This is a genomic window from Rhizobium sp. CNPSo 3670 (assembly GCF_057784555.1).
The window spans coordinates 25,553-38,815 of the sequence record NZ_JBXSOL010000003.1 but is presented as its reverse complement, the minus strand read 5'-3'; the positions used below and the strand labels follow the sequence as shown (position 1 = coordinate 38,815).

The 13,263-nt window shown below is 61.4% G+C and carries 17 protein-coding genes; 11 read left to right on the top strand and 6 right to left on the bottom strand.

Translation table 11 applies throughout. The features are described from left to right. Nucleotides 1–64: 64 nt before the first annotated feature. Nucleotides 65–385, bottom strand: a complete 321-nt coding sequence (locus AC13QO_RS03390) for a YnfA family protein (protein WP_285192734.1) — start codon at nucleotides 383–385, stop codon at nucleotides 65–67. Between the two features lie 182 nt (nucleotides 386–567). Between AC13QO_RS03390 and AC13QO_RS03385 the strand changes: the two genes are divergently transcribed. The 8 genes from AC13QO_RS03385 to AC13QO_RS03350 all read left to right on the top strand — a co-directional run bounded on the left by AC13QO_RS03385 (nucleotide 568) and on the right by AC13QO_RS03350 (nucleotide 5,609). Continuing rightward, a complete protein-coding gene (locus tag AC13QO_RS03385) occupies nucleotides 568–984 on the top strand; it encodes an NUDIX hydrolase (RefSeq protein ID WP_488539921.1) in 417 nt (138 codons plus the stop codon). A gap of 58 nt (nucleotides 985–1,042) precedes the next feature. Further along, entirely contained in the window at nucleotides 1,043–1,465 is a 423-nt protein-coding gene (locus tag AC13QO_RS03380; RefSeq protein WP_488539920.1) for a TIGR02301 family protein, read from the top strand. Between the two features lie 103 nt (nucleotides 1,466–1,568). After that, nucleotides 1,569–1,826: a hypothetical protein gene (locus AC13QO_RS03375; protein WP_020920882.1), complete on the top strand. Its 258-nt coding sequence runs from the start codon at nucleotides 1,569–1,571 to the stop codon at nucleotides 1,824–1,826. 16 nt (nucleotides 1,827–1,842) lie between these two features. Further along, the gene (locus AC13QO_RS03370) at nucleotides 1,843–2,598 is read left to right on the top strand and encodes a hypothetical protein (protein WP_488539919.1); all 756 of its coding nucleotides are present in this window, start codon (nucleotides 1,843–1,845) and stop codon (nucleotides 2,596–2,598) included. Nucleotides 2,599–2,694: 96 nt separating this feature from the next. Continuing rightward, on the top strand, nucleotides 2,695–3,540 hold the full coding sequence (gene ygfZ / locus AC13QO_RS03365) for a CAF17-like 4Fe-4S cluster assembly/insertion protein YgfZ (RefSeq protein WP_488539918.1): 846 nt from the start codon (nucleotides 2,695–2,697) through the stop codon (nucleotides 3,538–3,540). Between the two features lie 29 nt (nucleotides 3,541–3,569). Then, complete coding sequence (locus AC13QO_RS03360; protein ID WP_085780026.1) at nucleotides 3,570–4,142, top strand: HD domain-containing protein; 573 nt, start codon at nucleotides 3,570–3,572, stop codon at nucleotides 4,140–4,142. Next, nucleotides 4,139–4,669 (top strand): tyrosine phosphatase family protein, encoded by a 531-nt coding sequence (locus AC13QO_RS03355; RefSeq protein ID WP_488539917.1) that lies wholly within the window; start codon nucleotides 4,139–4,141, stop codon nucleotides 4,667–4,669. Before AC13QO_RS03360 ends, AC13QO_RS03355 begins: the two co-directional genes overlap by 4 nt. 58 nt (nucleotides 4,670–4,727) lie before the next feature. After that, on the top strand, nucleotides 4,728–5,609 hold the full coding sequence (locus AC13QO_RS03350) for a mechanosensitive ion channel family protein (protein ID WP_488539916.1): 882 nt from the start codon (nucleotides 4,728–4,730) through the stop codon (nucleotides 5,607–5,609). A 28-nt stretch (nucleotides 5,610–5,637) separates the two neighbouring features. Here AC13QO_RS03350 and AC13QO_RS03345 read toward each other — a convergent pair whose 3' ends face one another. Together AC13QO_RS03345 and AC13QO_RS03340 are read right to left on the bottom strand one after the other, a co-directional pair. After that, the gene (locus AC13QO_RS03345) at nucleotides 5,638–6,153 is read right to left on the bottom strand and encodes a superoxide dismutase family protein (protein ID WP_285192729.1); all 516 of its coding nucleotides are present in this window, start codon (nucleotides 6,151–6,153) and stop codon (nucleotides 5,638–5,640) included. A 124-nt stretch (nucleotides 6,154–6,277) separates the two neighbouring features. After that, on the bottom strand, nucleotides 6,278–6,619 hold the full coding sequence (locus AC13QO_RS03340) for a hypothetical protein (RefSeq protein WP_085777601.1): 342 nt from the start codon (nucleotides 6,617–6,619) through the stop codon (nucleotides 6,278–6,280). Nucleotides 6,620–7,035: 416 nt separating this feature from the next. On the opposite strand from AC13QO_RS03340, the gene AC13QO_RS03335 reads away from it, so the two are divergent. The 3 genes from AC13QO_RS03335 (at nucleotide 7,036) to AC13QO_RS03325 (ending at nucleotide 10,610) form a co-directional block, all read left to right on the top strand. Next, entirely contained in the window at nucleotides 7,036–8,940 is a 1,905-nt protein-coding gene (locus AC13QO_RS03335) for a putative bifunctional diguanylate cyclase/phosphodiesterase (protein WP_488539915.1), read from the top strand. Between the two features lie 143 nt (nucleotides 8,941–9,083). Then, complete coding sequence (locus AC13QO_RS03330; protein ID WP_488539914.1) at nucleotides 9,084–9,728, top strand: HD domain-containing protein; 645 nt, start codon at nucleotides 9,084–9,086, stop codon at nucleotides 9,726–9,728. A gap of 24 nt (nucleotides 9,729–9,752) precedes the next feature. After that, the gene (locus AC13QO_RS03325) at nucleotides 9,753–10,610 is read left to right on the top strand and encodes an MOSC domain-containing protein (RefSeq protein ID WP_488539913.1); all 858 of its coding nucleotides are present in this window, start codon (nucleotides 9,753–9,755) and stop codon (nucleotides 10,608–10,610) included. Nucleotides 10,611–10,712: 102 nt separating this feature from the next. Here AC13QO_RS03325 and AC13QO_RS03320 read toward each other — a convergent pair whose 3' ends face one another. From AC13QO_RS03320 to AC13QO_RS03310, 3 genes are all read right to left on the bottom strand, one after another. After that, a complete protein-coding gene (locus tag AC13QO_RS03320) occupies nucleotides 10,713–11,717 on the bottom strand; it encodes an aldo/keto reductase (protein ID WP_085777597.1) in 1,005 nt (334 codons plus the stop codon). Between the two features lie 96 nt (nucleotides 11,718–11,813). Then, the gene (gene recO, locus AC13QO_RS03315; RefSeq protein WP_285192724.1) at nucleotides 11,814–12,584 is read right to left on the bottom strand and encodes a DNA repair protein RecO; all 771 of its coding nucleotides are present in this window, start codon (nucleotides 12,582–12,584) and stop codon (nucleotides 11,814–11,816) included. 139 nt (nucleotides 12,585–12,723) lie between these two features. Further along, complete coding sequence (locus AC13QO_RS03310) at nucleotides 12,724–13,209, bottom strand: response regulator (protein WP_488539912.1); 486 nt, start codon at nucleotides 13,207–13,209, stop codon at nucleotides 12,724–12,726. Nucleotides 13,210–13,263: the final 54 nt, after the last annotated feature.

Here is a 13,263-nt window from a genome sequence, read left to right as displayed (position 1 = left end):
CGTCCTGTCTTTGCAGCCGGCCCGAGTCCGGTCAAGGCGCGTTGCATGCTTTTGCGTGACGGTTTCAGGCGCGCGGCGCAAAGAGGATGACGCTCGCCCCGACAAGGCAGATTAGTCCGCCACCGATATCATAACGATCGGGCACCCGGCCTTCGATCAGCCACAGCCAGGAGAGCGAAGCAAGAATGTAGATGCCGCCATAGGCTGCGAAGGTTCGACCGGCGGCATCGCTCGGCACCAGCGTCAGAAGCCAGGCGAAAAGCGCAAGCGAGATCATGCCCGGCGCCAGCCACCAGATCGGCTTCTCAAGCTTGAGCCATGCCCAGAAGGCGAAGCAGCCGGCGATCTCGAAAACGGCGGCAAACGCGTAAATGATATAGGTCACGCAAAGACCTTTCGAATATTTTTTGCCTCCTTGTTGCACAGATGTCGTTATTTCGCGAACCGCTGCGCAATTTTTGGGGCTTGTCTTGGGAGCTATCCCACAGGAAAATCGGGTCGTCCCGCAGCCGCGATCCGCAATCATCAGCCCGTCAGATCGAATAGGCCGTCACAGCAAGAGCAGCCATGACCTCCACCGCTAAAGCCGCCTCCTCCGCCATTCTCGAACGCGACGGGCGATTCCTTCTGGTATTGCGACGCAACCCGCCCTCTGCCGACATGTATGCCTTTCCCGGCGGCGGCGCCGAGCCGGGCGAAACGCCGGAGCAGACCGCGCTGCGCGAGTTCCGCGAGGAAACCGGCATCTCGGCGCACAATCCGCGGCTGTTCTCTACCTATGACCTCAAGACGCATGGGCCGGATGGCAGCATCAGGAGCCATTTCTTCCTGTCAGTCTTTTGCGTCGACGCCGACCGGGAAATGGTGGCGGAAGCCGCCGACGATGCGGCGGCGCTCGGCTGGTATACGGTAGAGGAGATCCGGCGACTGCCTGTGCCGCAAAGCGTGCTCGAATGCGCGGAACGGCTGGCGGGCGGTGAATAGAAGTGGAAACTTTCAGACGCGCCTTGTTGCCGTCACGCTCAACGTATCAAGTGGAAGCATGATTCCCGTTCGACGCGTTGTCCTGTCCCTGCTCGTGCTTGCCGGGCCCACCATGGCTCAGGGTAAGAATACGGCGCCTGCGCAGGAGGAGATTGCGCCGCCGGTCGCGGGCGTGCCCGTACCCTATGACGACAAGCTGGCGCGGCTCGCCGAAGTGCTGGGTTCGGTGCATTATCTGAGAACGCTCTGCAAGGCGGCGGGCGGCGATGAGTGGCGGGAAGGCATGAAGCAGCTGCTCGATTCGGAAACGGGTAACGAGCCGCAGCGCAAGGAAAGGTTGACCGCGGCCTTCAATCGCGGGTATCGCGCCTTCGCCTCCGTCTATACGGATTGCACCCCGGCGGCCATCGTGGCAGAAGAGCGCTACCGTAACGAAGGTGCAACACTCGCCACAGAAATTACCTCGCGCTTTGGAAATTGACATTTAATTAACCTGTTTTCGCATGCGGACGTGTCGTTTTGGGAAAAGGCTGTTAGTGTTATTAACGGTGCAGTAAGACATGAGAAGTTCTGAGGAAAAGACAATGGAAGCAAGCCTCAACGACATCGACGACATGATCGTCCACGAAAAGATGCAGGCGGCTCTGGAGTACCAGAACGAGGCTTGGGCCGACGGCATGGCCGACGGGATCGAGCCGGAGATCATAGCTGATGCCGCCATCGCGCATGCCCTGCGCGAGACCATCCGATTGCACGGGGAAAACAGCGCCGAAGCTCTGCTCGATTCGCTGCGCGACCGTATGCTTGCCGGCGAATTCTCCGCCAACCGCACCCTGCAATAATTATTCAGAGAGTTCGATGCCCATCGGTAAAGAGAAAGTTTCGCGAATTCGGCTCGCGCCGGTGTTGCTTGCGTTCAGCCTTGCCGCCGGCAACGCCCTCCTCGCGCCCTCGGCCTATGCGCTTTCCGAACTCCATAAGATCCCCGGCCAAGCCCCCAGCGAGGCGCCGCCCGCACAGGGAAGTGCTGAGGGGGAGAACCAGCCCCAGGGCACCACCCCCGGCGTTCCCATGGCCGAGCCGCTGGTCAACAGCCAGAACAGTGAGGGCGTCGACAAGACGCCGGGCGCCCAGGACGCATCCAAGCCGGTCGAGGTAATTTACGACATCAACAAGGCGCCCGAGCCGGTTCGCAAAATGCGCCAACAGATTGTCGAGGCCGCCGCCTCCGGCGATCTCGAACGGTTGCGACCGCTGATGGGCACTGGCAAAGACCAGACGCAGGTGACGGTGGGTGAAGCAACCGACGACCCGATCGGCACCCTGAAAGATCTCTCCGGCGATCCCGACGGAGATGAAATTCTAGCCATCATGCTCGATATCGTCTCAACCGGTTTCGTTCATGTCGGCCAAGGCACAGCCGACGATATGTATGTCTGGCCCTATTTCGCCGAGAAGGATCTGAAGTCGCTGACACCGCCGGAGCGAGTCGAGCTGTTGCGCATCGTGACCGCCGGCGACCTTTCCGACATGCAGGAATTCGGTGGCTATAATTTCTACCGCCTTGGCATTACGCCTGACGGCAAGTGGAAGTTCTTCACAGCGGGCGACTGAAGCCGCCTCGCACGCGCCTTCCGCATGTCGCATGACCTTGCGATCCACTCCACGAAGTCATACCTCTGAGCGACGACCAACGCGACAGGTTCCGCCATGCCAGCCGTATTCCTGAAAGACCGCTCACTGTTCTCCGTCGGCGGCGCGGACGCCCAATCTTTCCTGCAGAACCTGATCACCACCGATATTGTTTCGCTTGCGCCCGATGAGGCGCGGCCTGGAGCACTGCTGACGCCGCAGGGGAAGATCCTCTTCGACTTCATGGTCTGGCGGGACTGCAACGGCTACCTGGTTGAAACGGATGCGGCCCAGCTCGAAGGGCTGGCGAAGCGGCTGACGATGTACAGGCTGCGGGCCGCCATTACGTTTACGCCTCAGCCTGAGAATGGCATTACCGTTTGCTGGGGCGAGGATGCCGATCGCATCGGAGGTGCCCGAGACAGCCGCTTCGCCAAGGCGGGTGTCCCGCTGCGCCGCCGGGCAGGAAAGCATGGCGATGATGCGCCGTCACTCTATGAGAGCTTGCGCATCCGCCACGGTATCGTCACCTCTGGATCCGACTTTGCCCTGCAGGACGCCTTCCCGCATGACGTGCTGATGGATCTGAACGGCGGCCTCTCCTTCAAGAAAGGCTGCTATGTCGGCCAGGAGGTCGTCTCGCGCATGCAGCACCGCGGCACTGCGCGCCGGCGCGTTGTCACCGTGTCCGCCGCTACGGCCTTGCCTCTAGCGGGCACGGAGATCACCGCCGCCGGCAAGCCGGTGGGGACACTCGGTTCGGTCGAGGGCGGCAGCGGGCTTGCGATCGTGCGAATCGACCGCGCCGGTGCTGCAATGGCGGAAGGCACGCCGCTGCTGGCCGGCCAAACGCCGGTTTCTCTCGCCCTGCCGCAATGGTCCGGCCTTGTCTTTCCCACCAGCGCAGACGAGGCCAGCGCGTGACGGCCAAAGCTCCGCGTGCCTGGCAACGCATGCTGTCCGGGCGCAGGCTCGACCTGCTCGACCCCTCGCCGCTCGATGTCGAACTCGCCGATATCGCCCATGGTCTCGCACGCGTAGCACGCTGGAACGGCCAGACGTCGGGCGATCATGCCTTTTCGGTGGCGCAGCACAGCCTCGTCGTCGAAGATATTTTCCGCCGTTTCAACAATGCGCGGCCGGAGGAATGTCTGATGGCGCTGCTCCATGACGCGCCTGAATATGTGATCGGCGACATGATCTCGCCGTTCAAATCCGTGGTCGGTGGCGGCTATAAGGCGGTGGAAATGCGGCTGGAGGCCGCCGTGCACCTGCGCTTCGGCCTGCCGCCTCACCCATCGCGCGATCTCAAGGACAGGATCAAGAAGGCGGACACGATCGCGGCCTATTTCGAGGCTACGGTACTTGCCGGCTTCACGCCCGCCGAGGCGCAGAAATTCTTCGGCCAGCCTCGCGGCATCAGCAAGGAGATGTTGCTGATCGAACCTTTGCCGGCGCTGGAAGCCCAGCGGCTGTTCTGCGAGCGCTTTGCGGCGATCGAGGCCGAGCGGGGGATGGTATCGTGAGCTTGATCGTCGTCGCGCCGCTCTCGCGCATCGCCGAAATGGCGGTGCGCCACAAGGCGCGTGACATGATCAGCCTGATCGCCAAAGAACAGGCCTTTCATCGGCCGGGTGTGATCGCGCCCGATCGTCACCTGACGCTTTCGATGAACGACATCACCTTCAAGGGCACGGGCGGTCTCGTGGCGCCTGACGAAACGCATGTACAGGCGATCATCGAGTTTGCCGCATCGTGGCGGCAGGAGACCCCGCTGCTCATCCATTGCTGGATGGGCGTGTCGCGATCACCGGCCGCGGCACTCATCGCCGCTCTGTCGATCGCGCCGGATCAGGACGAGGAAGAGCTTGTCCGTCGGCTGCGCGCCGCTTCACCTTTCGCAACTCCGAACACCCGGCTGATCGAGATCGGTGACACCTTGCTTAGCCGCGGCGGCCGGCTGGTTGCGGCGGTAAGGGCGATCGGGCGTGGCGCCGATGCGGACGGCAATGCGCCCTTCCTGCTGGCGATCCGGAACCCTGCCTGCGGTTGACGCTGCTGGCGTCTGCTCCATCTTGGCCTCGACCTCGCAATCTCCATAGGGCCAGATCATGGAACAACAAGCAGCCGATGTCCTTCTCGCCACCCGCACGGCACTCAGCCAGGCAAGCGCACTTGCAGTCCAATATTCCTTCTCCATTCTCGGGGCGTTGATCCTGCTCGTCATCGGCTGGACGCTGGCCGGCTTTGTCAGCCGCTGGGCCTATGAGGGCCTGTCACGCATCCATGGCATCGACGAGACACTGGCGCGATTCTTCACCAATGTGGTGCGTTATGCGCTTCTGATTCTGGTGTTCATCACCGTGCTCGGCCAATTCGGCGTCCAGACCGCCTCGATCATCGCCGCCCTCGGCGCAGCCGGCCTGGCGATCGGGCTGGCGCTGCAAGGGACGCTGCAGAATATCGCGGCCGGCATCATGCTCCTGATCCTCAGGCCGTTCCGGGTCGGCGAATATATCGAAACCAGCAGCGTGGCCGGCACGGTGCGCGAGGTCGGATTGTTTGCGACAGAACTCAGAACCGGCGACGGGCTCTATCGGCTGGCGCCGAATTCAACGCTGTGGAACACGCCGATAACCAACTTCAGCCGTGAGCCTACGCGGCAGAACGACTTGAAAATCAACATTTCTCGTGAAGACGACCTCGATCAGGCGATGGAGACGTTGATGGGCATAGCCAAAGGAAACCCAAGGGTGCTGCCGTCACCGGCACCCAGCGTTTTCATCGACGCGCTCGGTGAGAGCACGATTTCGCTAACGCTACGTTACTGGGCAAAGACCGGTGACTGGTGGCAGGTCAGCCGCGATATGGTGAAGCGGGTAAAACTTGCCTTGGACGAAAGGGGCGATCCAGCCGCTGTGCGGGACGGTGGAAATTCCGCGCTGGGAAAAAGGTCCAACGGCACGGCGGCGGAAGAGCCAACACGGCAGTGAACCATTGCAGCGCGGGGCGATCGTCGGCCTATTCGACCACTCCGCAAGCAAGTCTTTCACCGGCGCCGCCGGAAGGCTGACTGCGATAATCATCGGAATTGGCGTGCACCATCAATGCGCGGCCGCGAATGCCATCTTTCTTGCCATCGAGCGTGACCATGCCATCGAAGATCTGAGCTCTGAGCACGCCATCCTGTCCAACATACTGGTTGGGCATGTCGCCGGCATGCGGCCCCTTAGCGGCGAGAATGCCGTGTTCGGCAGAGCCCGGGTTGAAATGACCGCCTGCCGATTCGTAATGGCTCGCCGCGTCGCAGCGGCCGGTTTCGTGAACATGAAAGGCCACCCATTTATTCGCCGGCAGCCCCGATATCTCCACTTCGATCAGAACGCCGCCATTGGCGGCGGCCGTCAGTTGGGCCCGACCATTTTCCTTGCCGTCCTCGCCGACGAAATTGGCGACCGCCGTCTGCTTGTCCTGGGCACTTGCCGGCAAGGCAAGGGCCAGCAGGCTCAGGGCGGCGATGATGCGCATGGTTTTCATGGTGATCTCCTTCCGTCCGGATATCCTTCTGAACGTCTCAGCCCGGAAGGTGTTCCTCTGCGGAGCATCCAACGAGAAAAGCCGACCAACGGGCCGGCTTCAGATCACGTGAACGATGCTATCGTCAGGCGACGGCGTCGAAATCGAACTGGCCGTAGGTGTTGCGGTAGAGATCGTCGGATTGGCTGCCAGTCGCAGACGCGCTCTGCTGCAGCGGATAGGGCACGGCGATGCTGCTTGTCGTGCCGCTGTCGTGGGTATCCATCATCAGCGCAATCAGGCTGCCGGAAAATTTGGGCTGAGTCTCGCTGCCCATGTCTTCCTCCAGGAGTTCCTTGATGATGCCTGGCTTCTCATCGGCGGCACGTTCGCCGCGGCTCAATACGCCGTCGCCGTTTAGATCTAGCCGTGAAAGTGTCGCAAGATACGCATATGACGTGTCTGAAACGGATGTGGTGCGGGTCATACAAACCTCCATTCACCGCCTTTTGCCGGTGGTGTTTGTACGCAATACGAAGGGGAAATCACTGTTGACTCGGTGGTTAAACTGATTTGCGCAGTGCGTCAATAAGTTGTTAACTACTCGTTAACAATGGTTGACAGAAATTAACGGAGCGCGCTCGAACCGGGTTTCCGCCGCTGCCCGCCCCGGTATTCCAGTAATTTCCAATATGGAGAGCAACCTGTCTGACGACGTGCACCTCTGCTGCACTGCAACCGAATATTAATCCGCCCGCTCCAAAATAGTCATCAGGCATTACCCGTACGTCACTCATAAAAATTGATTTCAATGGTTTCTCTTAGAAAGGTTTTCATGTCCGATATTTTGAGGCACGTCCATCAGACGCGGACGGCTCTTGCCGTCAGCCAAGATGCTTTCCCATGAAGGCTGAAGCGCTCTTCTGGCGGCAATGCACAGAGGCTGTCATGGCCGACGGATCAATTGACGCGCAGCGTCTGATGGAGCTGGTGATCGCAACCTACCGCGGCCATGAAAGCGACTATGATGCAATCGAGAGAAGTGCGGAAACCCTTCAAAAGGAAAACCAGACGCTGAGAGGGAATCTATCGGCGCTCAGTCAAGCGTTCGACGGACAGAAAAAACTCTTCGAGATCGTCCTGAACAACCTGCCGCTCGGCCTCAGCGTTTTCGACGCCGGCCAGCGGCTGACGCTTTACAATATCCGCTTCCCTCAGCTCTTCGGCCTGACGCCGGAAGATATCGCCGCGGGCGCGACGATTGCCGAACTCATCGGCAAAATGCGCGGCAACGAAAGCACCGCCTCCAAAAGCGTCCGGCAGACAGCACGACCTTCCATCGCCAAGGCAGAAAGCAGCAGCATCCGCCGACGCGAATGGCAGATGCATGATGGCCGCATCATTCAAAGCGTGGTGACCATCCTCTCCGACGGCAGCAGCATCGCCATTCATGCCGATATCACCGAGGATCGAAAGGCCGCCCAGCGCATCACCTATCTCGCCCATCACGATCCCCTGACGGGTCTTCCCAATCGGATGTATTTCCGCGAGCAGGTCGATGCGACGCTCGCCGAGCGCAAGCCGCACGAGCAGATCGCCCTCGTCTATCTCAATCTCGACCGCTTCAAATCGATCAACAACACGATCGGCGTATCGGTCGGCGACAAGATCCTGCAGCAGGTTGCGGAGCGCATCCGAGCTTCGGCTGGATCGGAAAACACGCTGGCGCGCCTCGGTTCGGACGAATTCGCCATCCTGCAGACGGGTAAGCAGCAGCCTAAAAACGTGACGGCGCTGGCCGACCAAATCCGCCGCGCGCTTTCCGAGCCGTTCCTGAACGGCGAGAAGCAGGTGACGCTCAGCGTCTCCATGGGTATTGCAATCGCTCCTGAGAACGGCGGGGAAACCGATATCCTGCTGAAAAATGCCGGCGTGGCGCTGTCGCATGCCAAGGCGGACGGACGCAAGCGCGAGCGCTTCTTCACCGGCGAAATGGAAGCGCAGATGCAGTTGCGCCATGCGCTGGAGGCAGATCTTCGAGCCGCCGTCGAGAACGGGGAATTCGAGCTGCATTACCAGCCGCTTTACGATCTTGCCGAGCGGCGGATCTGCGGTTTCGAAGCGTTGATCCGCTGGAACCATCCGTTCCGAGGCCGAGTGCCGCCGATGGATTTCATTCCGCTTGCCGAGGAGGTCGGCCTCGTCGTCGATATCGGCCGCTGGGTTTTACGCCAGGCCTGCAGGGATGCGGCCCAATGGCCGGAAAACATCAAGGTCGCAGTCAATGTTTCGGCGATCCAGTTCCGCAGCGGCAACCTGACGCAGGACGTCAGCGAAGCGCTTGCCGCCGCCGGGCTGTCGCCATCGCGGCTCGAACTGGAAATCACCGAGAGCGTGCTGATGGAAAACCTCAGCGAGGTGCTGCCGATCCTGCATGCCCTGAAGGACCGCGACATCCGCATCTCGATGGACGATTTCGGCACCGGATATTCCTCGCTGAGCTATCTCTCCAGCTTTCCCTTCGACAAGATCAAGATCGACAAATCCTTCGTCAACGACATCGTCGACAGCAAGGAAGCGCATGCGATCATGCGCGCGATCATCCTGCTCGGCGATGCGCTCGGCATGCGCGTCACCGTCGAAGGCGTCGAGACGGCGGCCCAGCTGACGCTGCTCGAAAGCGAGGAATGCGACGAGATCCAGGGCTATCACATCAGTCCGCCGCGCCCGGTCCGTGACGTGCCCCATCTTCTCTCCCCGCCGCCGAAGAGCAGCGGCGCGACAGCTTTTCAGACGCTCGAGCGCTGACCTCCCTCGATTGCGACTCGCACGTTGAGCCGCTACAAACCGGCTTCGAGATCTCCGTTTTTCGTAGCGGCGTCTTCCTGTGAAGCTCCCTTTGCTTTCGGCCGGCGCTCTTCGACGTCTTTCTTCCGACAAGAGGTGGCACAATGTTCGAGGCCGAAGCCTTCTCCCCTCATGAAACGCTCGCAGCGGCGCTGATCGCACACGCCGCCGAAGGCGACGACGGCTCACACGATCTTGCCCATATCTTGCGCGTCTTCAGGAACGCCATGCGCATCCATGCGGGAGAAGGCGGAGATGGGCGCATCCTTGCCGCCTCCGTGCTGCTGCACGACTGCGTCGCCGTCGAGAAGAACTCACCCTTGCGGGCAAAAGCATCGGCCTTGGCGGCGGAAAAGGCTTCAGTGATCCTTTCCGAACTCGGCTGGAGCGAAGCGGATATCGAAGCCGCGGCCCACGCCATCACCGCTCATAGTTTTTCCGCCGGGGTGGCGCCGCAGACGCTCGAGGCGATGATCCTGCAGGATGCCGACCGGCTGGACGCGATCGGCATGGTCGGCGTCGCACGCTGCTTCTATATCGGCGGACGAATGGGATCGGGACTCTACGATCCCTTCGACCCCGCGGCAACGAACCGGCCCTTCGACGACAAGCGTTATGCCATTGACCACTTCCAGACGAAGCTGTTCAAACTGGCGGAGGGATTCCAGACCGAGACCGGCCGCCGGATTGCGGCCGCCCGCGACAAGAGCCTGCGCGATTTTCTCGCGGCGTTCATGGATGAAATCTAGAGAACTATATCCAGGGAGAACGGCATGCGCATCAGCGACCTCTTCATATACCCGCTCAAGAGCGCTCGCGCCATTGCGCTGCCCGCCGCCGATATTGGCGCCGAGGGGCTTGCCGGCGACCGGCGGGCGATGATTACCGATTTGAACGGTCACTTCATCACCCAGCGCGAACTGCCGGACCTCGCGCGCATCGATATCCGTCCGGAACCCGGCGCCTTTCGGCTGCTGATGCAGGGAAAGTCTGAGCTAGCGGTGCCTCCGCCTCGGCCTGAAGTCCGCATGGATGTGACCGTATGGAAATCGACCGTCAGCGCCGCGGTCGCCGATCCCGACAGCAACAGGCAGCTTTCCGAATGGCTCGGCCGCGAGGTGCGGCTGGTCTTCTTCGACGGGCAGGCACGGCGGACGGCGAACGCCGAATGGGCCGGCGAAGGCTCGCCCGTCACCTTTACCGACGGATACCAGATCCTGGTGACGACGACGGGCTCACTGAAGGCGCTGAATGCCGATCTCGCCGCGCATGGCGAAGGCAGCGTCGGAATGGAACGTTTCCGTCCGAACATCGTCATAGACATCGATGAGGCATGGCCGGAGGATCGCTGGGCGGCGATCGAAATATCAGGCGTTCGTTTCGATCTCGTCAAACCTTGCTCCCGCTGCATCATGACGACGCAGGACCAGTTGACCGGTTCACGCGAGGGGCCGAACCCGATGCCGGCCATGGGTCGCATCCGCATGTCTGCCGACCGGCGTGTGCCAGGGCCGCTCTTTGGCTGGAACGTCACGCCTCGCGGCAGCGGACGGATCGCCATCGGCGACGAGGTGAAGATCATCGAGGCGCGGCCGGAGGGCTGGGCGATGAAGGTTCGCGCACGAGAGTAGGTTGAATTGCGGAAGGGCTGAGGGCGCTTTGTCCCTTATACATCGCAACATTCTCCCTCATTGCTGTGACAGGCACAGGAATGAGGGAGCGTGGGGAGAGTTTCACCGTCTCTCACCCATGCCGAGTGCGGCATCGATAGCCGCCATGACGTCAGCCGACAGCGGTCCCTTTTCCAGTGCGCCGGCATTTTCCTCCACCTGGCTGATGGTGCGGAAGCCCGGAATGGGGAAAGTGCGCGGCGACCTCGCCAGGAGCCAGGCGAGAGCCCCCTGTGTCAGCGTGCGGCCGCCTGACGTCAGGAGATCGCGGACGGCATCGAGCCTTGCGGAAAATTCCGGAGCCATGCGCCCGTCCTTGAAATAGACCATCCAGGGGAGTGCCGCGCCGCGGACATCCTTGGCGCCTACCGCCTTGTCGGCGGTGAACTTGCCGGTGAGCAGCCCCATGGCCAGCGGACCGCGATTGATGGAAATCAGACCCTTCCCTTCGATCACAGCGATCATCTCCGGCACCGGATCGAAGACGTTCATCGTATGCTGGACCGAGACAAAGCCGGCGCGGTCGGCATGGCGGGCGGCGCGATCGGGAAAATCGGTGCTCCAGCCGAATGCGTCGATCTTGCCTTCGGCTCGCAGCGCCTCCAGCGTATCGAAGACAGCATCCGACTGTTCCAGCGGAAAATCATTGATGTGAAACTGCAGCAGATCAAGGCGATCGCGCTTGAGTCGGCGCAGCGATGTCTCGACCGAGCTGCGAATGAACGCCTCATCGGCGAAGGCCCCAATTGCCTGCTTCGTCTCCGGATCGGTCGCGAAGCCGAATTTGGTGGCGACGATGATGCCGTCACGATTGCCGACCGCCCGGCCGAGCACCTCTTCCGAGTGGCCGGCGCCGTAGTTCGAGGCGGTATCGAAGAAGCGGATGCCGAGCGCGATGGCGCGATCGATCGCTTCGACGGATTCATTGTCGTCGACTTCGCCCCAACCAAGCGGCGTGTCACCAGCGAAGAAAGGGCCGCCGATTGCCCAGCACCCCATGCCGAGGCGCGGGATTTCGCGACCGTTCCAGAGCGTGATCGTCGTCGGTGATGCGGTCTTGGTCAGCATGGAATCCTCCTTGATTGGCAATCAAGAGATAGGAGCCACCGATCAGCGGGTAAACCGCCAAATCCGGAGGATATTTTGCAGCAGTAAAAAATCAGGTCAGGCGGGGACGCCGTTCGGATCGGAAAGCGTCCGCGAGGCTGGATCAAGCGCCCTGAGCGCGGCCCGCACGAAACCGTCACGGGCTGCCGCAGCCTCGATGCCGCGCGGCTCGTAAACATGGCGATGCAGGAAGAACCCGGTCAGACGGAACGCGGCAGCAAGGCTGTCGAAGTCCGCCGCGTGATTGCCTTCGACACCGAGGAAGGGCGGCAGGACCAGCATCTTGTCGGCCCACGGCGCCCCGGCGCTACGGCTCACGGCGCGGCCGGACTTCGGCGAGACATAGACGAGATCAGAGCGGGCGCCGGTCGCCGCGCATTCGGCAAGATCGAGCCCGAAGCCGAGATCGTTCAGCACCGCCAGCTCGAAACGCACGAAAAGCTCACCGGCATCGGCGGGGTTGTGCAGATGATCGAGGATCACCTCCAGCGCGTCGAAGAGATGCGGATGCGGGTCTCGCTCCGGCAGCAGCCGCAGCAGAGCGCCCATCGCCTGGACCCCGTAGACGGCGGTCGCCGTTTCAATCAGACGGGCGGCGCGCAGCGTCACAGGCTCGACGCGGAATTCGCCGAGATGTTCGTCGAGCCGGGCGCGCCAGACGACCTCGACGGCATTGCCCGGCTGCAGCACCGGCTGCATGGCGCGCGAACGGCCGGAACGCACCAGGCCGAGGTGACGGCCGCGACCACGCGTCATAACCTCGGCGATGACGCTCGTCTCGCCGTGGCGTTTGACACCCAGAATGATTGCCTGGTCCTGCCACTGCATAAGAAGTTCCTGCGGCCGATTACCTTATCGTAGCGCATAAATCGGGAAACCGGAATCGATTTCCCGAAGGATTGCCCGCAGTTTCAAAGCGATAGCATCAGGCGCTCTCAAGCAGATCCCGTGTCCATGACGGACTACGTTAGGCCGCAGCCGGCAGAAGCCTCTGCAGGAATTCGCGCATCGCCTTTTCGTCGAACGGCTTCACCAGCAGCGGTATGTGCTGAAGGTCGCACGGGAAGTCACGTATATCGGAATAGCCACTGACAAAACCGAAGGGGATGCCGGCATCGAGAAGATGGCGGGCAAATCCGAAACTCATGCCCTCGCCGAGGTTGACATCGAGAAGAGCGAAATCATACGTCTCCGCAGCGATGGCGGCTCTTGCCTGATCGAGACTGCCGACAATATCGATGCTCTCGACACCGGCCATGCGCAGGATATCCTCCGCCTCCATCGCGATGATCAGACTGTCCTCGAGAACCAAAACACGGAGTGCGTTCATGCTTCCGCGCCACTCGTCGGGCGCTTTTCGCAGCGCCTTGGCCCTTTCGCCAACATCATTGCCCTCCGGTGCCCCGCATGGCACGCTATCGGTGAATTGCGCCACCAGTTCTGAATAAACCATTTTTCTGCCCGGTCGATAAGAATCAAAATCGGAGGAAAGATGACGACCGACCTT